This is a genomic window from Wolbachia endosymbiont (group A) of Portevinia maculata, assembly GCF_964028525.1.
Classification (GTDB): Bacteria; Pseudomonadota; Alphaproteobacteria; order Rickettsiales; family Anaplasmataceae; genus Wolbachia.
This window is the reverse complement of sequence record NZ_OZ034786.1, coordinates 568896-595122: the sequence shown is the minus strand read 5'-3', so window position 1 is coordinate 595122 and position 26227 is coordinate 568896. Positions and strand designations below refer to the sequence as shown.

At 35.2% G+C, this 26227-nt stretch carries 25 protein-coding genes and 2 pseudogenes; 9 read left to right on the top strand and 18 right to left on the bottom strand.

Annotated elements, in window-relative coordinates:
- Position 1: 1 nt before the first annotated feature.
- The 6 genes and pseudogenes from ABWU36_RS03030 to ABWU36_RS03005 all read right to left on the bottom strand — a co-directional run bounded on the left by ABWU36_RS03030 (position 2) and on the right by ABWU36_RS03005 (position 7759).
- Positions 2-1831 (bottom strand): annotated as a pseudogene (locus ABWU36_RS03030) (phage terminase large subunit family protein).
- Positions 1828-3312, bottom strand: coding sequence for an ankyrin repeat domain-containing protein (locus ABWU36_RS03025; protein WP_353272980.1), 1485 nt, complete (start codon positions 3310-3312; stop codon positions 1828-1830). The pseudogene ABWU36_RS03030 and the gene ABWU36_RS03025 overlap by 4 nt, the downstream one beginning before the upstream one ends.
- A 24-nt stretch (positions 3313-3336) precedes the next feature.
- Positions 3337-3810 carry a hypothetical protein gene (locus ABWU36_RS03020; protein ID WP_264687789.1) on the bottom strand — a complete coding sequence of 158 codons (474 nt, stop codon included), beginning with the start codon at positions 3808-3810 and terminating at the stop codon, positions 3337-3339.
- Between the two features lie 176 nt (positions 3811-3986).
- Positions 3987-5852 carry a hypothetical protein gene (locus ABWU36_RS03015; protein WP_353273213.1) on the bottom strand — a complete coding sequence of 622 codons (1866 nt, stop codon included), beginning with the start codon at positions 5850-5852 and terminating at the stop codon, positions 3987-3989.
- A gap of 124 nt (positions 5853-5976) precedes the next feature.
- The gene (locus ABWU36_RS03010; RefSeq protein WP_264731064.1) at positions 5977-7185 is read right to left on the bottom strand and encodes a DNA modification methylase; all 1209 of its coding nucleotides are present in this window, start codon (positions 7183-7185) and stop codon (positions 5977-5979) included.
- A gap of 112 nt (positions 7186-7297) precedes the next feature.
- Entirely contained in the window at positions 7298-7759 is a 462-nt protein-coding gene (locus ABWU36_RS03005; RefSeq protein ID WP_265017690.1) for a crossover junction endodeoxyribonuclease RuvC, read from the bottom strand.
- Positions 7760-8350: 591 nt separating this feature from the next.
- Here ABWU36_RS03005 and ABWU36_RS03000 point away from each other — a divergent pair.
- Positions 8351-8845, top strand: a complete 495-nt coding sequence (locus tag ABWU36_RS03000; RefSeq protein ID WP_019236463.1) for a sigma-70 family RNA polymerase sigma factor — start codon at positions 8351-8353, stop codon at positions 8843-8845.
- Between the two features lie 94 nt (positions 8846-8939).
- Positions 8940-9179, top strand: a pseudogene (locus ABWU36_RS02995) (AAA family ATPase); the annotation flags it as partial.
- Positions 9180-9473: 294 nt separating this feature from the next.
- Here the strand turns inward: ABWU36_RS02995 and ABWU36_RS02990 are convergent.
- On the bottom strand, positions 9474-9746 hold the full coding sequence (locus ABWU36_RS02990) for a hypothetical protein (RefSeq protein ID WP_353272979.1): 273 nt from the start codon (positions 9744-9746) through the stop codon (positions 9474-9476).
- Between the two features lie 106 nt (positions 9747-9852).
- Complete coding sequence (locus tag ABWU36_RS02985) at positions 9853-11646, bottom strand: reverse transcriptase/maturase family protein (protein ID WP_253309139.1); 1794 nt, start codon at positions 11644-11646, stop codon at positions 9853-9855.
- A 1308-nt stretch (positions 11647-12954) separates the two neighbouring features.
- Here ABWU36_RS02985 and purN point away from each other — a divergent pair.
- Positions 12955-13521 carry a phosphoribosylglycinamide formyltransferase gene (purN, locus tag ABWU36_RS02980; protein WP_187297655.1) on the top strand — a complete coding sequence of 189 codons (567 nt, stop codon included), beginning with the start codon at positions 12955-12957 and terminating at the stop codon, positions 13519-13521.
- 2 nt (positions 13522-13523) lie between these two features.
- Here the strand turns inward: purN and ABWU36_RS02975 are convergent, their stop codons facing one another.
- From ABWU36_RS02975 to ribF, 4 genes are read right to left on the bottom strand one after another with little or no spacing between them, the layout of a single operon-like run.
- Entirely contained in the window at positions 13524-14834 is a 1311-nt protein-coding gene (locus ABWU36_RS02975) for a M16 family metallopeptidase (protein ID WP_265016709.1), read from the bottom strand.
- Complete coding sequence (locus ABWU36_RS02970) at positions 14821-16161, bottom strand: M16 family metallopeptidase (protein ID WP_253309575.1); 1341 nt, start codon at positions 16159-16161, stop codon at positions 14821-14823. The genes ABWU36_RS02975 and ABWU36_RS02970 overlap by 14 nt, the downstream gene beginning before the upstream one ends.
- Before the next feature lie 29 nt (positions 16162-16190).
- Positions 16191-16667 (bottom strand): signal peptidase II, encoded by a 477-nt coding sequence (gene lspA, locus ABWU36_RS02965; protein ID WP_096617753.1) that lies wholly within the window; start codon positions 16665-16667, stop codon positions 16191-16193.
- Entirely contained in the window at positions 16664-17596 is a 933-nt protein-coding gene (ribF, locus tag ABWU36_RS02960) for a riboflavin biosynthesis protein RibF (protein WP_264687999.1), read from the bottom strand. Before ribF ends, lspA begins: the two co-directional genes overlap by 4 nt.
- Positions 17597-17664: 68 nt before the next feature.
- Here ribF and grxC point away from each other — a divergent pair, with 68 nt between their 5' ends.
- Both grxC and ABWU36_RS02950 read left to right on the top strand, forming a co-directional pair.
- The gene (gene grxC / locus ABWU36_RS02955) at positions 17665-18015 is read left to right on the top strand and encodes a glutaredoxin 3 (protein WP_164224674.1); all 351 of its coding nucleotides are present in this window, start codon (positions 17665-17667) and stop codon (positions 18013-18015) included.
- Between the two features lie 115 nt (positions 18016-18130).
- Positions 18131-19003: a hypothetical protein gene (locus tag ABWU36_RS02950; RefSeq protein ID WP_264688001.1), complete on the top strand. Its 873-nt coding sequence runs from the start codon at positions 18131-18133 to the stop codon at positions 19001-19003.
- A 751-nt stretch (positions 19004-19754) separates the two neighbouring features.
- Here the strand turns inward: ABWU36_RS02950 and ABWU36_RS02945 are convergent.
- Positions 19755-20222: an SWIM zinc finger domain-containing protein gene (locus ABWU36_RS02945; protein ID WP_253309578.1), complete on the bottom strand. Its 468-nt coding sequence runs from the start codon at positions 20220-20222 to the stop codon at positions 19755-19757.
- 203 nt (positions 20223-20425) lie between these two features.
- On the opposite strand from ABWU36_RS02945, the gene ABWU36_RS02935 reads away from it, so the two are divergent.
- Entirely contained in the window at positions 20426-20647 is a 222-nt protein-coding gene (locus tag ABWU36_RS02935; RefSeq protein ID WP_264688003.1) for a hypothetical protein, read from the top strand.
- 98 nt (positions 20648-20745) lie between these two features.
- On the opposite strand, the gene ABWU36_RS02930 is transcribed toward ABWU36_RS02935, so the two are convergent.
- The 4 genes from ABWU36_RS02930 to rsfS are packed head-to-tail and all read right to left on the bottom strand — an operon-like array spanning position 20746 to position 23186.
- Positions 20746-21306 (bottom strand): hypothetical protein, encoded by a 561-nt coding sequence (locus ABWU36_RS02930; protein WP_353272978.1) that lies wholly within the window; start codon positions 21304-21306, stop codon positions 20746-20748.
- A 54-nt stretch (positions 21307-21360) separates the two neighbouring features.
- Entirely contained in the window at positions 21361-22611 is a 1251-nt protein-coding gene (tyrS, locus tag ABWU36_RS02925) for a tyrosine--tRNA ligase (RefSeq protein ID WP_253307173.1), read from the bottom strand.
- A gap of 60 nt (positions 22612-22671) precedes the next feature.
- A complete protein-coding gene (locus tag ABWU36_RS02920) occupies positions 22672-22869 on the bottom strand; it encodes a hypothetical protein (protein ID WP_265017553.1) in 198 nt (65 codons plus the stop codon).
- Complete coding sequence (rsfS, locus tag ABWU36_RS02915) at positions 22860-23186, bottom strand: ribosome silencing factor (RefSeq protein WP_253309997.1); 327 nt, start codon at positions 23184-23186, stop codon at positions 22860-22862. Before rsfS ends, ABWU36_RS02920 begins: the two co-directional genes overlap by 10 nt.
- Positions 23187-23366: 180 nt before the next feature.
- Here rsfS and ABWU36_RS02910 point away from each other — a divergent pair, with 180 nt between their 5' ends.
- The 3 genes from ABWU36_RS02910 to ABWU36_RS02900 are packed head-to-tail and all read left to right on the top strand — an operon-like array spanning position 23367 to position 25288.
- Positions 23367-23984 (top strand): AAA family ATPase, encoded by a 618-nt coding sequence (locus ABWU36_RS02910; RefSeq protein ID WP_253307174.1) that lies wholly within the window; start codon positions 23367-23369, stop codon positions 23982-23984.
- Positions 23977-24462, top strand: coding sequence for an RNA pyrophosphohydrolase (locus tag ABWU36_RS02905; RefSeq protein WP_253307175.1), 486 nt, complete (start codon positions 23977-23979; stop codon positions 24460-24462). Before ABWU36_RS02910 ends, ABWU36_RS02905 begins: the two co-directional genes overlap by 8 nt.
- Positions 24463-24478: 16 nt before the next feature.
- On the top strand, positions 24479-25288 hold the full coding sequence (locus ABWU36_RS02900) for a TatD family hydrolase (protein WP_353272977.1): 810 nt from the start codon (positions 24479-24481) through the stop codon (positions 25286-25288).
- Here the strand turns inward: ABWU36_RS02900 and mdh are convergent.
- Complete coding sequence (gene mdh, locus ABWU36_RS02895) at positions 25263-26225, bottom strand: malate dehydrogenase (RefSeq protein WP_353272976.1); 963 nt, start codon at positions 26223-26225, stop codon at positions 25263-25265. The genes ABWU36_RS02900 and mdh overlap by 26 nt on opposite strands.
- Between the last annotated feature and the right edge of the window lie 2 nt (positions 26226-26227).

Genomic DNA, 26227 nt, shown 5'->3' with positions numbered 1-26227 from the left:
TTTACTTCTCATTCAACCATTTACTTTGCCTCACTTTTTTAGGCTTTTTACTTTCCATTTTTCCACTCAAACTATTCCATTTACTCTCTGGCCATCTGTCTATTCCCAGTGCTATCGATGCTGCTCTCGCATAAATTCGGCAATCTAGTACTTCATTTCTGTCTCTTACCTTTTGCCACTCCTGTTTGGTGTATCCTTTTACTACCTTGCTGACTAATTGCTCTGCCGTTAGCTGCTTAAAATATTCAGGTGCATACTCAGGAAAATGACAGTATCCTGCTGGCACTTTCTCTTCTTCTTTTAAAACATTAAGTAATTGAAAAAGTTCTGACTTTAATATTGATACTCCTACTGGCCAGAGCTTTATTCCTCTCTTTAGCTTTTGACCACCAACTGTTATATCAACTCTACTTGGGCTACTCAGCGGCACTAGTGCTTTATTTACACCTTTCACTGCCATTACTCTTCCAGACCCTTGATGACTTCTCACCCAGTTGTAAACTTCCTGCGTTGCATACCCTGCATCAACCGCCATCATACTTATCATATATTCAAGCCCATTTTCACCGATAAAATGATGATTGAGTAACTCTGAAAGCTTTCCCCATACTTCTCCACCTCCTGTATCTCCTTCAAATACTCGATAGTCTATTGACCAACTTTCACGGCTTTTTCCCCAGGCTACAACTTCTACTTCTAACCGATCTTTTTGGACATCTACTCCTGCAGTAAGTACCACTTCTCTCCTAGGTACTGTGCCTACGGGAAAAAATTCTCTCCTGTTAAATAATTGCTTCCAGTCTGGTACTTCTCCTTTATCTACCCAAGTTTCTCCAAGCGTAGTATTTATCCAAACTTTCAGTAATTGCTCACTCTCTTTTGCATGGAGAAAATCTTCTACTGTTCGAGTCCAGCTATACCAGCCAACTGGGCTATAAAGACTTGAAAGGTGAAATCCTATTACTTTGCTATTTTGTACTTGATTTGTAGCTCTCCATTCTCCACGTTCAAGCATCTCTGTCTTTTGATGATTTTCTATCTTTTTACCACATTCTATACATATATAGTGTGCTGTATTTGGATTTTTATCTTCCCATTTTATTTGTGACCACTTTAGAACTTGATAGTAATTACAATGCGGACATGGTACAAAAAAATATCTCTTATCTGTTGCTTCAAATTCTTTCTCAATTCTGCTTATTCCATGAATCGTTGGTGTTGATACTAAAAAAATCTTTCGCCGTGCAAATGTATTAGTTCGTGCAATACTGAGCAGTACTGGATCTCCTTCACCTCCTGAGTCTCCTGGATAGGCATCAATCTCATCAAGAAAGAGATATTTTACTGGCATAGATCTAAGTCCTACACTGCTGTTTGCTCCGGTTATTACTACTATTCCACCTGGAAATTCCTTACTTTGTACAGTGTTACCTGAATCTCTTGACCTTGGATCTTTTACTTTGCCCTTTAAACATGGTGTACTTTCGATAAGCGGCGCAAATCTTCCTTTAGACCAACGTTTTCCCATTTCAACTGTAGGCTGCACTACTAGCATTGGACCTGGTGTTTGATCGATGATATAGCCAATTCAATTATTTCCTGCTTCTGTTCCTCCAATCTGCGCTCCTTTCATGAATACTACTTTTTCTGCTGGTGAGGACGGAGAAAGTGAATCCATGATTTCTTCAAGGTATGGCGTTCTCTCTGTTCTCCATTTTCCTGGCTCTGATGCTGAAGTTGCTGCTAAAACTCGATACTCATTCGCCCACTCTGATACTTTAAGCTCTGGATCTGGTCTTAAACCTTCAGAAAAAGATGTTGCGTATATCATTGTCTGCATCTACTCATAATTGGTTCTATCTCGACACCATTAACAGTAGAACTACACTCCTCCAATTCCATAAACATCTTTTTCTGAAATTCGTTTTCTATACATCTTTTGCTCATCTCACTTATCATTATTGCTATAACAAGCGCAAATATCCCTGTTATTGTTGCAAAAATGATTGCACTGCTTATTGTTGCTGCTGTTAAACCTATATATGCTGCCATTGCTACTGCGCTAACTGTAATACAGATGCAGATAATATTATTATGTTTTTTCATCCTTTTATCTGCTATTTCTTTCTGTGCTATATATTTATTATGAAGGGTTGGAAAATTAACAACGGTATCTCTGCAGAGTAACGCTCCATTTTTTTCATTAAATAAAACTTTAAGTAATTCTAATTTATTTGACCTGATTGCTAAGTGCAAAACAGGTGTATAACTTGCTCCTTTTTTCAGCAATAACTTTACTACATGTAAATGCCCTTTTTCCGCAGCAAGGTAAATCGGTGATAGACTTCTATTGTTTGAAATATCAATATCGATTTCTTCTTTTAAAATTGCATCTACAAGTTCAATTTCTCCTTTTTGTGCAGCTAAATGCAATAGACTATTCTTTTCAGAACCATATTTATTGCTCATCAAAGTCTTCTTTATCTCAGGTCTAGCGTAATCAAATGGTGTCTTGCCGCTATCGTCTTTTACCAGAGGGTCTATATCTTCTCGCGTTAGTAAGACCTCTATTGTTTTAAGTCTTTCAGCGTAATGTAGTGGCGTTTTATTTTCGTAGTCTTGTAAATTAACTTGAGCATTAGGCTCCTTTATTAAGCATTTGAGGATATCAAGACATAAGTCTCTTTCATTGTAATTAGTATTACTTACAGCTATATGAACAGGTGACAATTTCATTGAGTTTTGTCCCATACGTGCACTATTTACATCTGCTCCTAGCTTCAGCAGTAACTTTACTATCTCCAACTTTTTATTATTAACTGCATAGTGCATTGGTGTCTGATTTCGTGCATCAAAGACATCTATTTCGGCTTTTCCTTCTTCCACTAAAATTTTTACAACATTTTCATGTCCTATGCCTGCTGCTAGATGTAATGGCGTATGATGCAAAGCATTTCGTGCATTAACGTCAATACCTTTTCTGATCAAATATCTAACTGCATTAACTTCACCTATCATTGCGGCCAAATGAAGTAAGCTATCTTGTTCTGACCCATATTTGTTATTAATTAGCGCTTGTAATATTTCTGCTTTTTTCCCTTCTTTGGCGTAATCAAGAGATGTTTTACCGTCATTATCTTCTACAAAAGGATTAATGTTCTTCTTTGTGAGTAACAAATCTACCATACTTAATTCGTCAAACTCTATAGCGCAATGTAGTGGGGTCTTTCCGTTTAACCCTCTGACATTAACATCTAATCCAGGTTGATTGATTAAACACTTTATTAACTCTAAACTTAAGTTATCAGCCATTTTGTATTCAAAATCTTTTTATGTTTAAAATTTAGCGTTAGATAATTCTTCAAGTGAGCTTGTAATCTCTTCAGTTAGCGCCATATGAATCTTTTCAGTGTCGCTCAGTGATGCAAGCAGTGCTGAAACTCTATTTGGAATATTAAGTAAATTATTACGGACAACTCTTGCTATGTTAAATGCTTCAGTTTTTACCTCTTCAATTGACACAAATTTACCTACTTCAGCTTTCACTTTAGCTTCCAATAGTTTACCACGCTCCATTTCATTTTTTATTCGCGTTTTTAGCAATATCGTTGAAAGTTTTTCTTCGTGCTCTAGGTTGTTCTTTCTCCTGAGTGGTTGACTTGGATCTCTTATTGCTGCTACCGCTTCATTTGCTTGTTCTCGGTCAATGAGCCCATCTTTGAGTTCAACAATTCCTTTCTTTACCAAAGAACAGACATATTGCTTTGAAAATCCTAGTTCTTTTGCCCATTCTGTTTGCGTGATTTTCACTTTTTTTTGCCTATTTTTTACGAGTTTTCTTCTTGAGTCTCTGAAAAGGTTTTGCCAATATCAGCAATTCCTTACCTGTTTATACTTTCTAATGTTTTAGAGATACTTTACTAACATCAAGCGAAGTACTCCGGTTTATAGCTGCTTTCTTTTTATATGGTGAAATTTGGCTATTTTCAACTAATACTATAAATTACATCTTTGTAGTTATGAGATTCAACCACTACTTGCTCTAGCGTTAAACTGCTGCATTTAGCATCTTTACTATGGTTTTCTTCAAGCACTTTTATTCTTGCTTCCTTTATTTCCTCAATGAACTTTTCATTAACTTTTTCTGGTTCAACTCTTTCCTCACAATATACAAGATTTGTGCAATTTGTTTTTCTGTAGTAATGTACTCCAAGGCATATCATTGATAGTGCAAGTATACTCGAGCCTACAAGTACTGATAGCCCTACGTTATTAATCAAAGCATTATGGTAAAACTTCTGTACACTACTAATACCACCTTCCACATACAGTAATAAAGGCCATACTATATTTGCAGCAACCAAACTGCTTAATAATGCTGTAAATAATGGCCTATCTTTGATTACTGATTCTACTTTATTTCTTCTACTAATGACTTTGTCGTCAATATTAATGAAATTGTTCTTACCCTTCCAAGCGTTAAGTGTAAAATGTGAATGAGTACCACTGCTGTATTCCAGTTTGACTGATTTTATTACTTTATCTTTTGGTTGATACTTTAGCACCTGATTCAAAGTTTCATTCGCATTCTTTCTCCCTACTTGACACTCTTCAATATCTCTAAATTGCTTTATTCTACAAAATATCGGACTAATTGCAACCAATAGTGCAACAGCTAGAATTGGTATAGTCACATAGATGGTACTGTTTGCAAAAAATGCAATTAATTGTGCTTTATTCTGTAAATATACCAAAGCTGCAGAAACGCTAAGTGCAACAGCAGCTATACCGAAAATTATAAATTCCTTCTGCTGCACTGTATATTTTACTCTTGGCAAAATTCTATTTGTTTTCTTTTCTTTTTTAATTAATGGAGTTTCTGAATTCACTCCTCCACTATTTGTTTGATCACTTTCATGTAGCAAAATATTTGAAGATATATCACTAAGTGTGTCAATAGATGACCTTTCTGATGCTCCCTCTCTATCAGATATTGAGTTATCTTTCAGTTTCTGTAGATCTGATCTTTGTACTCCAAAGCTATTACCACTTATTCCACTATCACTCCCTTCTAAAACCTTTTTTGGAGATTTTGTATCTTGGTTTATTTTTGAATAAATAGGCTCGCCATTAGCTAGTTCTTCGTTTATTTCTGAATAAATAGGATCAGCATTAACTAGTTCCTCTATATTTTCCTCGTTATATGATTTTACTTCTAATGATGATTTTGATGGTGCAATAGACTGTATAACATTTGACACATGATTTTTTGCTGTTCTAGGTGAAGGTGGAGCCACACTCCTACTATTGTCCTGCTGTACGATTTTAGGTGATGACTTTGGCTTATCCCCTGATTTTCTATCCTCTTCATGCACATCTATTTTGTCATATGTTTGGCAGTTGGAAGATGTGCTGAATGCCACATTAAACTGATCAGGATAATATCCACCGTTATATCCTATTCCATTTGCCTCACAAACTGCATTAAATTCGTCCTCTATGTCTTCACCCTCATCTAATGATGAAAGTGCATCAAATTGATCAGCACCTGCCTCGTCCATTTCTAGTGTAATACTGCTATCACTACCATTTCTAATCACATTCGAAAAAGCTACCTTGTATTCAGTGTTGCACTGCTTCAGATCGTGACTACCACAAGTTTGCTTCATATGTTTCTCCTTAATAATAGGTGTTTGCTTCGTACCTTTTTCAAACAATTCAATTCTCTTCTTAACAGATAGTGTAGAATCTGAAACATTATTTTCTACTTCTTCAGAAAACAACGATGTTTCATTACTTGTTTGCGACGTTACTACTCCAGCTGACGTCTTTGCTTGATTCATTGAGTGCATCACATTTAATCCAAAGTTATTTGTTACGCTAAACTCATTAAAATACGGTATATACCAGTAAATTAATATTACAACTACTCAGGCTTACTAAATTTCTGTTTGCATTATCCCTTCCACTTTTTTCTTACTGTTTTTCTTCTTGAATTTCTGCAAAAGTTTTACCAGTACCAGAAAGAATTGCCTCCCTACCTGTGTATATTTGCCAACGTTTTATGGTTACATCTACAAACTTTGAATCTAGCTCTATTGTTCTACAAATTCTTCCTGTTCTCTCACATGCAATCAGTGTGCTGCCAGAACCGCTAAATGGATCAAGTACAGTATCCCCAGGTCTGCTGCTATTAACTATTGCTTTCTCCATTAGCTCTACTGGCTTCATTGTTGGGTGCAGTGAGTTATGTATTGGCTTATCATAAAACCATAGATCACTTTGATTTCTACCTCCATGCCAATCACGTTTATTGCCATTTTTCCAACCGTAGAGCATTGCTTCGTATTGTCTCTGATAATCAGATCTGCCTAGCGTAAAGTGATTCTTTGCCCAAATGATAAATGTTGACCATTTCCCTCCTGCTTCCTCAAATGCTTTTTGCAACGTTGAAAACTCTGATGATGATACGCAGATGTAAATTGCTCCTTTCGTATATGCTAAAATATGGGAACAGATGTCATAGAGAAAAAGTTCGTACTTTTCACCTTGATTATCGTTTAATATCTTTTTGTCTTGACTGCTACCATAGTCAACGTTATATGGAGGATCACAAACAGTAATATCTGCCATTTTATCTAACAGCGCTTTATATGATTCAACTACAGAGCTATCACCACAATAGATTCGATGATCACCTAAAATCCAAAGATCACCTGGTTTTGTTATTTCTACTTTTTTGTCATCAACAACTAAGTCAGAAAGATCTTCTTCTTCACCATCTAAATCATCAAGAAAGTTTTGAACTTTTTCTAGCTCAAATCCAGTCATTTTAAGATCAAACTGTAAATCTTCTAATTCTTGAATTTCTACTTTCAAAAGCTCATTATCCCACTTTGCCCAGTTAGCTGATTGATTTGCCAGTAATCGAAAAGCTTTGGTTTGTGGTTCATTTAGATTATCACTTAAGACCACTGGAATACTTTCCATACCAAGTTTTCTTGCTGCTTTAAGTCTTAAATGACCATCAACCACAGTTCCATCGCTTTTTGCAACTATTGGTATACGAAAGCCAAATTCCCGAATAGAAGCACACATTCTGTTGACTACATCGTCATTTTTACGTGGATTACGCTCATATTCGACTAGATTTCGAGTAGGATAATAGTGGATTGCTAAATTCATATAATTTAAATCCTTGATAATTAAAAAGTTAATATTTAAAATATCTCTGACGCTAAAGAAGGCCTGAGGTCAGCACCACCAAACCCGCCAGTATGGCCGAAAGGACCCACTTTTACGGTATTTTTAATGTGTTAAAATCTTTACTAAGATTCATAACGTAGAACATTAATGCCAAAGCATCTGCTTGATTATCATCTCTAGGTGAAAAACCTTTTTCACGTATCGCTTCAATAACTTCACTCTTACTTGCATTACCTTTGCCTGCTATAAAGCGTTTTATAGTTTTAACATTAACACCTTGGTAGGGAATATTGTTCTCTTCACACCAAGCAGATAGAACGGCAAGAAAACCACCGTAGCAATGCGCTGCATCAGTTCCTAGATGTCTTCTTACTTCCTCAAAATACACTGCAGTGAACTCATGTTTCAAAGAATTAAGCCAATTGTGAAAACTTAAAAAACACATTCCACCTCCACTGAAACGGCTACCATGAAAACTTTTGCTTCCACTTTCAATTACTCCATCTGTAAGAATTGCCCAGCCTGTTTGCTTGCCGAGATCTAGCGTTAAGATTGACGTACAAAAACTCCTTTGTGTAATTAAAGTTCAATGCCCTGTATAATATATATGTACGATGACTCGCAAATTCGTCCGCAATTTTGAAAAAAAATTAAAAAAAATTTCATATCCTGCCATTTGAGTTTTTTTCATCTTTACTTATCTTAATAACTATTTTACATAACTTATATTACGCCAATATTTATATTATTATATTATCATATATTATATTTTACCTGTATTTAAATATATATATAATATATATAAGACTTCAGTAATCCGTAAACCCTCTTTACTGGCCGATTTTAGCCACTTAACTTTAGAAACGGCTTTTAGGAATAGAACATAAAAAAGACAATATTATCAATAACTTAACGATCACTGCTTTCTGAAATACTAATTAGTAACTCAGAAATTAGGTACGAAATTGGTAGTTTTTTACCTATGAAAAAGTAGCTTCAGTAGTGTATCAAAACGTTTAAATCTTATTTTAATTTTTAAAGATTTTATTCTTTTAGATAAAAAAATTATTACTACTTTTTTATAATAAATTAGTCATACAAAGTCTTGGTAAAAATCTCTATTCATGAAACTTTTGGAGTTTTTATGAAGAATTCTTATCAAGGAATCGATTCTACAATTGTTAAACATGTGAGATTTCAAGCTTCGCGCCTTAAATCCAAAAGCTGTTTTATTAACGAAAGTCTCGAAGATATAGAACAAGAGCTTTTTTGTCAGGTTTGGCAATATCTGAACCAGCACGATGAGAAAAGAAGTAGTTTTAGTACTTTCGTTGCTAGATTAGCTAATTATTGTGCTCGCAATATGTTACGCAATCAGTTGTGTCTAAAACGTAATATAACTTTTGATGATATAAACGACGATATTCCAGATCATAGGAACTCGGAAATCGAAGCGATAATTCGCACTGATATAAATAATATAATTTCAACTTTGTCTGAAAAAGATAGTAATTTATGTCAATTACTTAAGGTATTTACTATTACTGAAGTTTCTGTAATAACCAAAATACCAAAGACAACTATCTATCGCACACTAGAACGAATACGCGATAAATTCTCAGTTTTAGAGAAGTTATAAGCTCTCGATTATATTTGCTCAAAATTTTTTTTTTGCAAATTGCGGACGAATTGCCTAGGTCATCGTACATATATATTTAGGTACTGGGAGAAAAATGAAAATAATGAACAGCAATGAACGGCTAAAAGTTCAAACAGGTATAAAAATGGTCATCTTTGGTCCTTATGGTATAGGTAAAACTAGTCTCTTAAAGACCATAAATGAACCAACACTTTGTCTTGATTTTGAGGCAGGTTTACTTGCTGTTCAAGATTGGCAAGGGGATTCTGTAAGTATTCGTACTTGGAATGAGGCAAGAGATATTGCATGTCTCATAGGTAGTCCTAATCCTGCGTGGCTTTGTTGCATCGCTAGCTATGATGGATTAAAGATAAAAAAGATGGAGAATATCAGTAGCTTATTATTCTGGTATTTATAACAAGAACGGTCAGTGAATACCTAAATTTGAGTAAAAGAAATTTCACTACCACTCACTAATCCGGCTAAAATTCAAGAATTTCAATGCTTTAGCTATTTTCAATAGAATTAAGTTTATTAATATAAATAATAAATTACTATTCTTAAATTTGATCAGATTGATTGCAAAAAAACAAGATTTTCAATAGGTTGCTTATAATCCTAGCTATAGTTAGCCTTTCATAAGTAGCGATGCAACAAAGCCATCCTGCAATAGATCGTAACTGAACATTGCTCCACTTAGCATCAATTCACATATTATATCTTCCTTCTCATTTTCTTTGCATGGGATCGAAAGCATTTTCAATATTACTGCATCAGCAAAACTCGTCTGTCCTTCACTATATGCGTTTATCCTGATTCCAGCATCTAGTGCTTGATCTACAACTTTGTTCAGTTCACTTACACTTTTTACCTTTACCACTGCATTTTTAAACCATATCAATTCTGCGTAGAGTGGGCAGCCAGCGAGTTACTTGTTAAGTACTTTTCCAACAACCCCTCTCCGAACCACGCATGATCGTTTCCGTATCACGTGGCTCTCCAATAATCTAACGTTTTAAGGAGTCACCATCATATTTTCCATATTGGATTTTCTTATGGCATTCATGACAAACAACAAGAGTCTTCCTCTGTCGTTCAATCATTCTCTTTTTCCATTTCGGTAGCTCAGTATTACGTTTACCTAGCAAATCAGCAAGTTTACGTACGTGATGTACTTCAATCTGCTCTTGTGATTTACATAATTCACAAGTTTGTGCCAATAGTCTTTGCTCTATTTCACTACGCTTATTCCATATTGGTATAAGGTTATCACTTATACTTACCCATTTATTCCATTTTAGTGACACAGCACCAAAGTGTGTAATTAATGGTATCTTTGATGGTAAACGATCTACTCTGACTTGGATGACTTTTCGTTTTTCACCTTCGTCGTTTTCAATCATTGCACCAAATTTTCTATAAATTTTCCTGCAAGTTGTTTTGTATTTAGATGCTAAAGTCTTTACTAATGATACTTCCATCACATACTTCAAATAACTTAGTGTGTGAAGGTTGTAGGCCATTTTGTAATATTGTACAATTCCTCGATATTCAGTTTGATACTGAGCAACAATACTGTAAGCTGTATCAAGTGTACGTTGAGGTAAATGTATAGGCTTTCCACAACGCATATATTCAGAACACTTTTTCTGCTTTATATGATGTGGTACACGTAACCCAATACTACCGTTAATACATCGTTGTGTCCGATGATCATGTTTATCATCTGCATGCAAGACGTGTATTTTATAACCTAAAAAATTGGCTTTGCTATCACACGCGTGTGTAATAAGCGTTTTATCTTCATTAAGCATAAGTTTGAGCTCCTCATTGAGGAATTTAGCAATCTCATTTTTAATTTGTTCAGCTTCATTTTTTGGTCCTGCAAACCCTACCAGAATATCATCAGCATACCTAACATACCAAAGACGTCGATAATTTAGATCACAAGAATCCTTAGATGGCATACCCTGCACTAATTGACGCAGTTGTTTTGCTTGATCCCAGTTCCCTTGTTTTCTCATCATCGATACTTGCATGGTTAACCTTAAATATTTTGGATTTGTCTTTCTTCGCTTACCTCGGTTATTTGCTGGTATTAGTATATGTTCCACATGTTTATCTAACCGATCGAGTAATATGTTACTCAAAATTGGACCAATAATAGAACCTTGTGGTACCCCACTATGACTCTTATTGTACTTCCAATTTTCCATATATCCTGCTTTTAGCAGTCGATTGATTAGCTGAATAAAACGGTTATCTTGGAAGCTTTCACTCAGTATTTTCAACAACATAGTATGATCAATTGAGTCATAACATGCACTGAGATCTCCCTCTATAAACCATTTTGTACCTCTGCCTTTTTGCATTACTGCTCTTAATGCAGTGTGGCATCCACGCTTTGGTCGAAATCCATGTGAACATTCACTAAATTTAGGCTCATAGTAGGCTTCCAATATTAATCGGATTACTTCTTGAAGTAACTTATTTGACCATGTTGGCAATCCTAACGGCCTGCGTTTACCACTCTTCTTTAAAATATAGATACGTTTTACTGGTGTCCACCGATATCGCTCATAGCGTAAATCCTCTATGATTTTATCGATTTTCTCCAAAGACATACCATCAACTGTTTCAGTTGTCACACCTTCTGTCATAGCACCTTTATTACGACAAAGTTTGCCATACGCTCGAAGGTAAAGATCACGCTGATAAAGTAGGCGATATACGTTTTTAACCGGCAAATTTCTTTGTCCACGTTCACGTATAATGTTAAGTATTGTTTCAGCTTTCCGCATCTTGCGTACCTCCCAATTTCAACATTCAATTATCTGTCACCCTTTGCCCTGTATGTGGCTTTCCCACGCTCCCCGGTGATTCGTTACTTTCACGACTACTACGATGACTCCGTAACCATAGAACTCGCGTTCCTTAGGTCATCCCATGTTCCGTCACTAAGAACTGTTCTAGATCAACTTAGGTTTTCCATTCATCCTCTTAAATAAGTTCACTACTTATCGTTCTACAGCCAGAATGTCACACAAACGAAAGTTTAATCTGTGCTTACCGTAGACATGGGGTTTTAAATGCGATACCCATGGATGTGAAGTCCCACCCCTGAAGATTAGAATTCAAGCAGTTTAGCTTTAACCATATTGATCAGGTGTTGCAAGCCGTTATCTTACACATCTTCAGATAACTCTCGCTTTACATACATGCTCTTGTCCTCCTTCCCTTTCGGGTTAAAGTTAGTTGTTCACCTCGAGGCCATTTATTCTGAACCCCGCTTAGCTCTGCTAAGTATTTCTTAATGCGTACCACGGCGCACCCTCTCGACTCACACAGCTCCCATTATTCGGCCCTTGCTACTAATTATAGCATAATCAAGGACTCTGTTTTAATCAATTGCTCATCCCATTTCTGGTTGACAAAACAATTAAAACTAAATCCCTTCGCTCCATTTCCATTACAGAGACTTCTTCACTACTACGCGCCCCTGTTTTTCGCATCGGTACTCTCACCCTTGGAGTTTAGCTCCTTGGATTTCTCCCTTATCATCGAAACGACAGGTTCCCGCAGTTCCACGCAATAGCCCAAAATAGATTCACGCCACCTCTATGCCGGACGCCACCTATCCGGTAAACAAGCTCCCGATAGATTTATCCCAGGTTAAGTTAGACCCCTGGTTTTGACGTCATTTAAAAGGTTTCGACACTTCATCAGTGGTTCACTTTCGTTCATCTCTCCATTCCTTACATGACATATAATTGTGCCTTTTCCATAACGCTCACTACCTTGCCAAAGCAGCTTATAGTTGTTTGAAGCCTGCTCTTGTAAACCGGCTCCGAGGGGCCCACCCTCATCTATTGCGTAGCTTTTGCACTTAGTTTGCTCTTACTTGAACATTCTTTGTGTCTCTACGGCACACCTAACCCAAGAAAGGTTTTCCTACGTCATACCGCCAAGGATAGATTCCGCTAACGAGTAGCGGGATGACGAATTTGTTGTTTTTCAAATCGTTGGTAAACCTAAGTCACTTTAGGTATAGATTTACTTTTTGAGTTATTTTGTTAACATTAATTATTACACCAAATCAATTGCACAAAATGAAAAAGGTGAAACTTGGGATACTAATTTCAGGCAGGGGATCAAATATGCAGGCCTTGATAGAGGCATGTCAAAATCGTAATTTTCCTGCAGAAGTTGTGTGCGCTATCACAAATAATAGCGAAGCTGCTGGCCTAAAAATAGCAGAACAAGCAGGAGTGCCAGCGTTTATTGTTAGAGATAAACCACTTGATGCTGATAAAATTCACGAAATATTTGTTCAACATAAGGTTGATTTAATTTGCCTTGCAGGGTTTATGAGAATCCTGCAAGCTAATTTTCTCAGTAAATGGAATAACAAGGTGATAAATATTCATCCCTCTCTACTTCCGTCCTTTAAGGGCCTAAATGCTCAAGAGCAAGCTCTAAAAGCAGGAGTAAAAATCGCAGGCTGTACTGTACATTACGTCACTCCTGAAATTGATGCTGGAGCCATAATTGCTCAAGTTGCTGTGCCAGTGTTACCAGCTGATGATATTCAAAGCCTCTCAGAACGCATTCTAGCTGAGGAGCATAAGTGTTATGTAGAAGCAGTAAGATCAATAGCAGAAAATATTAATTATTGACCTTAAGTGTTTCTCCCAACTTCAACAAAAAATAAATTTTCGGGTTCCAGTAAAGAGCTTGCCAGTTCGTTTACTTTCTCTAATTTAACGTCATTAATATAGCTCACAAAATCATTTATATGGTTAATATCGCGGTTGTTTGTCTGAATATTATTTAGTTTTGCAACTATGTTGTTATTATTAAACATAGAGAAAACATAGGAATTTACCATACTAATTTTTGTATCCCGAAACAACTGCTCATCAATTCCTTCCTTTTTTATCCTGCTAAATGTATCTTTTACCGCTGATATTGATTGACTGGCAGTAGAACTATCAGTACTAAGACTTCCAATCATAATGTTCCCATGTTTATTGAGAATAATACTCGCATAAACACCATAAGTAATGCCTAAGTTTTGCCTCAGTTCTTTCATTAATATTGAATTCAGCCCCATGCTGCCAAGCGCATTAATCAAGACTTGAGCATTATAGTAGTCTGGATCTTCATAAGCTATGCCTTTTTGAGCAAAAAATATTACACTCTGTGGTATATCCATAAAAATGTTTTTATTCTCTGCAGGACCAAAATCATTTTTCACAGGTATTTTTCTAACTTTTGATCTTTTTGACGGCAATTTAGATAAATATTTATCTAATAATGTAATAATTTCTTCTTTTTTTGCACAACCAGCAACACTGATAACTATGTTATCTTTAGCAAAATTACGCTTTATGTATGTTAAAACATCATCTCTAGTAATGCTCATTACAGTGTCAAGAGTTCCATATTCACTTTTTGAGTAAGGATGTTTTTTAAACAATAACGTATTCAATTCTTTTCCAGCAACAAAAAAAGGATTTTTTTCAAGATTATTAAAATCAACTTTGGCTTTCTCGAAAACTCTATTCAACCCTTCAGGGTCAACTTTAGGACGCATTATAGCGTCGCTCAATAATGAAATACCTTCTTCAAGATTTTCTGATAAAGCATCTAATGAAACTCTAAATGCTTCTAAACCAGCAATAAAATTTAAACTAATCCCTTTATCTTCTAGCCTTTTTGCAAAATCTTTGGCATCATTTTTTCCTGCCCCTTCTTGAATTATAAGAGAAGTAAACCAGGTAAGTCCTTGTTTTTCTACATTTTCATATGCATAACCTGCATCTTTGAATGATATATTAAGTGAAATTTTTGGTAAATCGTGGTTTTCAACAAATAGAAACTTAAATCCTTTACGGGTAGTGACCTCCTCTATATTTAGGTTACCACTTGCTTGTAAATTAAAGCCTAGACAGAAAAAAAATAGGAGTACAAATTTACTTATTCTCATTATCATCTCCTTTTGGCAACAAACGACCAATTAACTTATTAGCAGAAAAAATAGCACAGATTTTATTATTTACATCCTCTAGATTGACATCATTAATCTTGCTATATGAAATATCTATTTCATCAAGTGGAATACCAAGCGCTAAGTGTGAGCCATAAAAAAATGCTATACTATTTAAACTGGATAAATTGTCAAACTGTGCTGCCTTGTACCTATACTTCGAGTTTTGCAATTCCTCGCTTGTTATTCCTGTGGACATAAAATTATTAATAGAATTTTCTAATTCTCTTTCAACAGTGCCTAAATTAACCCCACTTTTTGGAATGACCTGAATATCAATATAGCCATCACTAAAAGTTAAACTATTGTAATAAGCAGATACTGATACTGCCACATCTTTATCTAGAACCAAATCTTTATACAGTTTGCTGGATTTGCCGCCACCTAAAATGTCAACCGCTAAATGAGCAGCAGAGGCTTCATTTATGTGATCAAATAAGGGAACACGATAACGAAAATATAAAACTGGTTCTTTTACTTCAGTGCTCTCTAAAATCACCGATAAGCCTGCATTATGCACTGGATCCTGATTTGGATAATGCCTAATTACTGCCTTAGACTTAATGTCACCATATTTTTCTTCTGCTAGCTTCACAACTTCATCAAATTCCACATCACCAACAATCAATAATATTGCATTGCCGGGGTGATAATAGTTATTATGAAACCTCACTATGTCATCCTGATTGTAAGTTTTAATATCGCTCTCCCAGCCAATAACAGATCTACCATAGCCATTACGGTAAAATGCACTATTCATTTCTTCCCGTAATAAGTTGTTAGGATGATTATCAAATCTCATCTTCCTCTCTTCCAGTACAATGTTTTTTTCTCTTTCTATTTTATCTTGAGTAACATTAAAATTGCCCATTCTGTCTGCTTCAACTTCCATTGCCAGTGGTAAGTCATTTTTAAGGGCTAATTCGTAGTAACAGGTATATTCCTTAGTAGTAAACGCATTAAACTGGGCCCCAATGCTACTCATAGTGGCTTCTATATCTGTGAACTTCCCTGTAGTTTCAAACATTAAATGTTCAAAGTAGTGAGCCAATCCTGCTTTGCCAATTGGATCATCCATTCCCCCAACTTTGTATATTACTGCATGTAAAACGGCTGGAATCCGATGATTAGGAACAACATAGACATCTAGTCCGTTACTGAGTTTAGCATGTTTTATGTCGTGCTCTATGCTTAAAGCCTTCAAAGAAATTGGGTAAGTAAAAAAGAGTGCAGGTAGTATAAGAAAACTAAAAAACTTATGAAGCATTATTTCGACCTAATATAAAAACAATTATTTTATTCCTCATTTTGTTTGGAAATAAACATATCGTATATATACCACTTATATAACAATGTAAACATTCCACAAACTATAGATAAATCCGCTAAATTAAAAGCTGGCCAATACCAATCATCAATATGAAAATATATGAAATCATATACAGCTCCCCAATAAATCCTATCAACTACGTTTCCGATTGCTCCACCAATCATCAGAGAAAACCCAAGGTAAGTTGACTGATCATCAGACTTGTATATCAAGTATGCAAGTATACCAATTATTAGTATTGAAAATGCTGAAAAAAAGAAACCGCCATGCGGTAAAGCGCTACACATTCCAAAACTAATGCCTGAATTCCAAACTTCAACTAGCTTTATAAAGCTAGCGATCTCAATTGATTCTCCCTCATCAATCAATGAGTTTATGTACAATTTGCTCGTTTGGTCAATCAATACTATAATTAATATAACAATTAAGCATAACTTTTTCATAAATTTGCCTTTAACCTATAAATTTTAAGTATATCATAATTTATCTGTTTTGTTAACTCCTCAATACTATGGAATTTTTTTTCTGACCTTATGAATTTTAAAAGTTGTATATTAACTTTATGATTATATAAGTCTTCATCAAAATCGAATATGTGCATTTCTATTATAGGCTTTTTCAGATCCTTAAATGTAGGTCTCATACCAATATTGACTACTCCATATAACCAGTTTGGGTTATTATAAGAAAACATCACTTTAGCGTAATATGTACCAAATTTTGGTTTTATCATGCAATCTTCTATAGGAATATTTATGGTTGGGAATCCTATTTCTCTACCTCTACACGCACCCTTTGTCACAACACCAGAAACTTGATAAGGTCTACCAAGTAATTTATTAGCAATGTCTATTTCACCTTTCTGTACATACTCTCTGATTGAAGAAGAAGAGCAAATTTTGCCGTCAATTATTAATGGCTCTAATTTAGTCAAAGAGTATCCATATGTTTCAGAATATTTCTCTAGAGTTAATATATCACCCAATCGTTTATGACCAAAAGTACAATTTTCTCCGACAATTATGTGTTTAGCGCCATATTTATCTATTAAAATCTCACTGATAAAGTCATCGCAGCTAACCTCAGAAAAACCTCTACTAAAATTAATAATATACAAGTAATCTATACCATAGCTGCTGATTAGTTCCTTTTTTTGTTCTTGGTCTATTAACCTAAAATTGTTTCTACCAAATAAAACAGTTGATGGGTGAGGCTCAAAAGTTAAAACTGCAGAGGGTAATCCTCTTTCTTGTGCTACCTTCTTTAGAGTGGAAATTGCAAATTCATGTCCTAAATGAATGCCATCGAAATTTCCGAAGGTTAGTGCTATATTATTTTCTATCCCTTGCTCACAATTATAAATAATTTTCATACAATTTGATGTTTTTACATGTTTCTTATATATAATAACTATATTTTAGCAAGCTACGGAGATAAATTGTGAAAAATACTAAAGGAAAAGTTATAATATATGTAAAGCATCACTGCCCATTCTGCAAAAAAGCAAAAGAGTTACTGGATAAAAAAGGGGTGAAATATGAAGAAATCGATGTGCTCAAAAACTCAGATCTATTTAACGACATAAAATCAAAGTATAACGTTAGAACAGTTCCACAGATCTTTATTAACGATAAGCACATTGGGGGGTGTGACAAATTGATGGATCTTGAAAAAGAAGGAAAGTTGGATGATATGCTAAATAATAATGACAATCACACTGATGTCACAACCTACACAAACAGCAATGATGAATGTGGAGAGTGTGTTATACCACATGATGATTTTATGTAACTTTTTATCTTGTTTTGTCGTGTAATACGTAAATGAAAACTAGTATGCTCACTTTAAACAATTCTTAATGAATTAAAAATACAATTCATTTAGTGAGTTTTTTTAGTGGGAAAAAATGACAAAAAATATTTCAATTATTAGCAGAAACTTAATTAGTATCGAATTAGTTAACAAACAAGATTTAGAGAATTTCATCAAGATTTTCACAGTGCTTGATAAACATATAGCAGCTAAAACACTTTTTACAGAAGAAGTGAGAATAGAGTATAAACAGCACAACGGCGGAGAAGTTGTTGAATTGCTAAAAGATACAGACTTTACATATCATGAGGTTGAAAATGTATTGAACCACCTGAGTAAACATGAAATGAAGGTGCCCAGCAGTGTTATAGCACATACCCTTTTTGCTGCATACAATCACGCACTTGAATCTAAGAATGTAGCATTTTCTTTTTCTGAAGGCTCTCCACAATTTAACATCAGAGTAAATAAGAATACCTTTATAATAACTCCTATGAGTGAAGAGAATTTGGAATTGAATTCACAAAATAGCAGAACGCTTATAGAGTCATTAAAGAGCGAAAAAAGTATTTATGATTGTATAGTAGAGGAAAATACTATTAAAGTTATAGTGCATTCTGAAATACATCAAGCTATAAATTTGATTATAAAATCACTGATAAAGTCCCGCCTTTTAGCAAAAGAGGAAGAAGGAAAATTCAAAGAGAAATTGAGACAACTTGCTTTTAAGGATCAAGCTTTTGTTGAGTATTCTAGCATCAGAACCATCAATAGGTATCCACATAATCATCCTCTGAGGAAGCATGAAAGTGTTACTAAGGATATAGAAAATATTTTATGTGATTTCATAGCAAATGAGAACAGCGAGTTTGCTATAGAACGGTTAAATAGGCTGAGCTCAGCAGTTTCTCCGGATACTCCAAGAATCATCACTAAAACTATAGATAAACTTGTTAAGTTTCACTAAGGTATACGAGAGCCAATAGATTTCTTGTATTACCTTTTGTCATCCAAGTAGCCAAGCTACTTGGTTCTTTTTTTGGTTCCAGCACTATGTACATAGCTGTACAAACATTGTAGCCGTTATTCAGTAGCCCTCAGAAACGAAAAAACTTACTTGACACCCTTCGCCAGCCCCCTTATCATGGTACTGAAGGTATTCAGTTATCTTCATCTGTGCAGATTAAACAGCAAAAAAACAACGTACTTGGCGTCTTATTTTTAATTTTTCGCACTATGTGCACCTTATGTCTTCACAACATTTCTAGCTATATAAGCCGAAACGCGCTTACAAAGCGTTTAAGACAGTAGAGAACGCCAATTTGCAGGATTAGAAAGTGACAACTAGCTAACACGGGGTTTCTTTTGCCTTTTTTTCTGCTTAGTAAATTTCTTAAACATTTAAACAAAGGTGAGTTGCATTTAAAAGCAGCTAAATTGCAGTGTTTAAGACTTAAAAAACGCCAATACTGAAAATAGACAATGACTAAGGCTTCTTTTGCCTTTTTTTTCGTTTGGTAAATTTCTTAAACATTTATGGCTAAACGACAACCGTCATCCCGCTACGTGTTAGCGGCTAAGAGATACCGCGGCGGTATGACGGTTCGCGGTGGCATGACGATAACCTCGTCATCCCGCTACTTGTTAGCGCCGCGGCGGTATGATGTCTTCCTTGGATCAGCTATAGATTACCTGATCTCACCATCTTTCCAATCACTTTATACATAATTCTCGGATTTTGAAAACTTACTTTGAGTGAATTGCTCATATTCTTTATCCTCTAGTTCTTCAAAAATCTCAGGATAATGTTCACTGGAACGAGTAATTATTGAAATTAGCTCTTGCTTTGTTTTTTTAAGTAAAAACCTTTCAAAGAGAGTCTGTTCATCTGGGCGCGCAGACGACCGATACTCCTCTCTGTCAAGATCAATCAAAGCAAAACCTGTTGCAGCCATATGCTTACATGGACCAAAGTAACAGAATGCAGGGCAGGAACATGTTCCACTGAAAAGAGGACCATCGTGCTTTAGTGTTACTCGATATACATTTGATCCAACTACCTTTGATTTAGCTTGAGATTCATTAACAGATATAATCTGTACCTTTCCTTTGTTAAAATAATCTCTTCCGCTAGAGAGGTAGGGTTCTTTGATAAGACCTGTGATATCTTTATAATACAGTCTCATTTTTGCCTCCTTATTTCATATATAAAGCCCTCAATTTTCTAATATATCCTTTCTTCCATAAAAATTTATTAACCCACCACAACTTTTATATGGCCCTGCGGACAACTTTATAGTGCTATAGCTAACTCAAGAAAGGTTTCCCTACGTCATACCGCGATTCATTCCACAACTGTACGAACGTTGTAGTTTGGGCCACCAGTGGGGTGTCATCCCAGTGCCCAGACACTGGGATCCAGCTTCTATGCAACTTAATTAAAAACGTTTGTTTTAGCGTAAGACAACTACCTTTAGCTCATCAGCTCAGTTATAAGCAAAATTCCTGGATTCCAGTGTCAAGCACTGGAATGACACCATTTGCTGTGCAATTTACCTTCAAAAATGAATGTTCGTACAGCTATGGATTCATTCGCGGTATCTCAGCATAGATTCCGCTAACGAGTAGCGGAATGACGAATTTGTTGTTTTTCAAATTGTAGGTAAACCTAAGCCACTTTAGCTATATATAATAGAATTTCGCTTTCTACTATCTTTCCAATCGCTTTATACATAATTCTCGAATTTTGAAAATTTGCTCCATGTTATACGGTATGGTTGGGTTACTGATCAGCCAGCTCTCAATAAATTGTTTATGCTTTTCTATTTTATAGCTTCCAAGGTGTTCTGGCTCAATTTTTTCTTCCTCTGTCAGTTTTAATAACATGTTATTTCCTGGAAAAGTTATGTTAATAATTCGGCTTTCGTAACGAAGATAGCAATGCATTTCTGGAATGTGTAGTAAGTTATACTCATTTAGAATTGCAGAAGCTTTCGGAGTGTTCACTTTATTCATCATAAAGACAGCTATGTGTAGCGTTATGTCGATTTCACATTCGCAACCTAACTTATAAATCAGAGCATGTTTTGTACTACACGTTCCTCGTCTTTCATTGAATACTGATATACAATCTGTGCGGTCAAAATTGCTTCCATAAGGCAGCTCATGTACATATTCTAATGCTTCACGTAACGTAATAATATCCAAATTTAAAAAGAGATTCGATATAGGCTTATGATTAGATAAATATATTTGATTTAAGTCATTCATATCATCATTATCTAATTTCTCACTTGTATAAAATTTGTTTTCTTACTTCGAGACCTAATCTACCACAACTTTAATATGGCGCTTCTTTCCTGCAGATAATTTTATAAATGGCTGACCTTTAAAGCTCTCGAAATTTATTATATAGTTAACGTCATTTATAATATTATCATTAACTTTGCACCCGTTGCCCTGTATTAAACGCTTTGCTGCGCCTTTTGAAGGTTCAAAACCGGTGTCACGCAGTAGGTTTACTAAGGATATGCCGCTTGCAACTTGTGCTTTTTTTATGATGTAATCAGGAAGTAGTGAGCTATCTTCATTCTCAAAAGCAGAGACTGCAGCAGATAGTGCAAGTTCCGCTTCTTTGTCACCATGACATATTTTTGTCACCTCTGTTGCTAAAACTTTTTTTGCTTCATTTATTTCCTGATCTTTTAAGGATTCTAACTTTTTGATCTCATCAATTGACACATCAGTGAGCAATCTCAAAAAACGTCCAACATCTTGATCATCAACGTTGCGAAAATATTGCCAGTAGTCGTAAGGCTTTAGCATATTATCATCAAGCCACACTGCTCCACTTTCAGTTTTGCCCATTTTTACCCCTTGAGCATTCAATAAAAGAGGGGCAGTAAGGCCAAACAGCTCAGGTAAATTCAACTTTTTTCCAAGCTCAATTCCGTTTACTATATTTCCCCACTGGTCTGACCCTCCAATCTGCAGACGACAGCCATGCTTTTTATTCAACTCAACAAAATCATAAGCCTGCAATAGCATGTAATTAAATTCCAGAAAGCTTAAGGTTTGCTCTCTATCCAGCCTGGTTTTCACACTATCAAAACTTAGCATACGATTTACAGAAAAATAAGCTCCTATATCACGCAAAAAATCTATGTATTTTATGTTATCCAACCAATCTGCGTTATTTACTATCATTGCACCAGTCTTGCTGTCATTAAAAGACACCATTTTCTCTAATATTCTCCTTATGCTGGATGTATTTTGATTGATGTTCTCTACGGGCAAGATGCTTCTTGCTTTATCTTTGAAGGATGGGTCACCAATTTTTGTTGTGCCACCTCCAAGTAAGACTATCGGCTTATAACCAAATTTCTGCAGGTGACGGAGCATCATAATCTGAATTAGGTGACCAGCATGAAGACTTGGTGCTGTGCAATCAAACCCAATGTATGCGACTATATGATTATTTTCGGATAATAGCTGATCTAACTCTTCAATATTTGTACATTGGTATAGGTACCCTCTTTCTTGGATAAAATTTAAAAACTCGGACTTGTGTTTCATTTTATAAACCCCAGTCTATCCTGTCATTAATGCCGAAGGTAACCCTAATAGGGAAAGATGTCATCCAAGTAGCCAACACTGGGATCCAGAAAACTTAATTATAAACAAGCACACTATACAACGTTTTCGATGAAATTGCATGAAAAACTGGATTCCAGTGTCAGCTACTTTCATGACACCACTACCTGTGCAGGAGTTGCCTTCAAAATTACAACGTTTGTGCAGTTGTGCACCAGCTATCCAGGCAATCAGTTCCATAACTCTTCTATTTTATAATACTCCCTTACTTCTGACCTGAATATGTGAACCATTATGCCTTGAAAATTCAAAATCACCCAATTGCCTTCATCCATACCTTCTACATCTATTTTATCATGTCGCTCGAGACTTTTTATTACGTGTTCAGCTAACGCTTTCACATGGCGACTTGAATCACCAGATGCAATAATCATATATTTTGCAATAATGGTTCTATTCTGCACATCGAGAGTAACTATATCGTGACCTTTATTTTGATCTATTATACTTACAATCATGCTTTTTATTGATTCTGTATCACTGGATACATTAGTCATCATCTTAAATTATTTAATTTACTTATAATTATACACTCAAAATCTCTAAATATGAACTATTTTCAACGCGACTGTTCGTTAAAAAGGTATTACCTGCATCTATTTTATCATCATGTTTTTAGCATGTACAATGATATACTTTTATATATAATTGAAAATAGCTTTCTACTAGTATTCATTATGGACAAGACTCTCATCTACTTAATCGGCTTTCCAGGCAGTGGTAAGTTTACTACTGCAAAGGAACTGTGTAAAATCATTGATGCAGTAATAGTAAGCAATAATCTATTCAATAATATTATATTTGATATTGTTAAATTGCAGGATGCTGAAGTTCCAGATGAACTATGGGAAAAAATTTTTGCAGTTAGGGAAAATATATTAGCAATACTAGAAAAACACTACATAAAATCAAAACATTATATATTTACAAATGAATTGATAGAGGGTGACCCTTATGATCAGAGAATATACAACTCTGTGGTAAATTTAAGTAAAAAAATGGATATGGAAATTCTTCCTGTAGTGTTACATTGTAATGACGAAGAACTAGCAAGGCGTATTCACTCAAAGGAGAGATGCCGGAAAAATAAAATTATTGATTCGGATTTTGTTATGAAAAGAATTGAAGGGAAAAGGCTATTTATACCGGAAGGTACACTTGAAATTGATAACTCAAACTTAAGTGCAAAGGAAGTTGCAAAGAAAATTGTTGAAGAGATGAAGGAAGAAAAAAATGGAAAATTAATTAAAACTTCTGTAACAAATCATTTAAAAACAGAGCGTACTCGTGGTTGAGCAGAAAGATAAGTATCGTCCTTGTGTTGGCATAATGCTATTTAACAGACAAGGACATGCCTTTATTGGAAAACGCTTTGATAGCGACTCTTACTGGCAGATGCCACAAGGAGGTGTTGATGATGGTGAGGAACTGGAACAAGCAGCGTTACGTGAGTTGCTAGAGGAAGTTGGTACTAATAAAGTAAAGGTTATAACTAAAAGCAAGGATTGGATATACTACAACTTGCCTGAAGAAGTTATACCAAAGTGCTGGAATGGGAAATATTCTGGTCAAAAGCAAAGGTGGTTCTTAATGAAATTTTATGGAGAGGATAAGGATATTGATATTAATTATACTGATCATCCAGAGTTCAAAGAGTGGCGTTGGCAAAGTATAGATGATTTAGTAGCCAATGCTATATCATTTAAAAAAGAAGTTTATAAGACAGTGATAGAAGAGTTTTCTTCTATAATAAAAACCTCTATTATTGAGTAAAATTTACAATAAGCTCATGATAGTAGATTCTCATTGCCACTTGATTTATTTTTCCGATGATGAAATACCAAAAGTAATTTCAAGGGCAGAGCAAAATGGTGTAAAAATTTTGCATAACATATGCGTAAGCATTGATGATATCCCTAAATTATTAAAAATTTCTTCATCCTACGATCAAGTCTACTTCTCTGTTGGTATACATCCACTTGATGCTGCTATAGAAAACGGTGAGTGTATACATGCTGATGAATTAGTTGAATTTACTAAGAATCAAAAGGTAATTAGTATCGGTGAAACCGGGTTAGATTTTTATAAATCTGACAACAAAGACAATCAGAAAAAAAGTTTTGCATCACACATAGAAGCAGCAAGAATAACAGGGTTACCTTTAGTTATTCACACTAGGAGTGCTGATAGTGAGATGATCGATATGTTAAAGTCAGAAATGAAAACCTGTGCTTTTAGTGGAGTAATGCACTGCTTTGCTTCCTCTAAAGAGCTTGCTTATCAATCTATAGATTTAGGGTTATATATTTCATTTTCTGGAATCATTACTTTTAAAAATGCGAGCTTACTCAGAGGAATTGCACAAGGTGTACCACGCGAACGTGTTTTGGTTGAAACTGATGCACCGTATCTATCACCTGAGCCTTACAGAGGAAAAAAGAACGAACCAGCAATGGTAAAATATGTTGTGGATTGTTTGGCAGAGTTATGGAATGAGTCACCCGACAAAGTAGCAGAAATAACCACAAGCAACTTTTTTAGGCTGTTTACGAAACTTGAGCTACAAGGAAGTTCTATAAAATCATTGATTTGCTTATGAGCCTAAATAGTTCTTTCACTGCATTCACAGATTTATCGAACATTTCTCGTTCACTATTATCCATCTTAACTTCTAGGACCTTTTCAACTCCATTTTTTCCAATAATTACAGGAACACCAATAAACAAATCTTTTACACCATATTCACCATTAAGGTAAGCAGCACATGGTAATATACGCCTTTTATCTTTTAAATATGACTCTAACATGCATATAGCTGAAGATGCAGGAGCGTAGTATGCAGATCCAGACTTAAGCAGATCAACTATTTCTTTACCGCCATTGCGAGTGCGTTCAACTATTTCATCAACTTTTTTCTGCGTAATGAGACCCATATCGATAACTTGGGTAAGTGGAATGCCAGCGATAGAAGTGCAATTAATGAGTGGTACCATAGTGTCACCATGTCCTCCAAGCACAAAAGCAGATATATCTTCAACTGAAATATTTAATTCACTTGCAAGAAAATAACGGAAACGGGAAGAATCAAGCACTCCTGCCATTCCAACAACCATATTAGCTGGAAGGTTTGAAAATTTATGCACCACTGAAACCATGGCATCCAAAGGGTTGGTAACCACTATTACAAACGCATTTGGAGAATACTTCTTAATATTTTCACCAACCTCCTTCATTACTTTAGCATTGGTTTGCAGGAGGTCATCCCTGCTCATTCCAGGTTTTCTAGCAATGCCTGCTGTTATGATGATTGCATCAGAATTTTCTATATCTTTGTATTGATTAGTTCCAGTTAAACCAGAATTAAATCCATCAATAGGGGATGATTCTGCTATGTCGAGTGCTTTACCTTGCGGTATTCCATCACTAATATCAAGTAAAACAACATTGCCGAGTTCCCTTAGTGCAATCATATGGGCAAGAGTTCCACCGATATTTCCTGCACCGATTAAAGATATTTTTTTTCTTTGTACTGTCATTT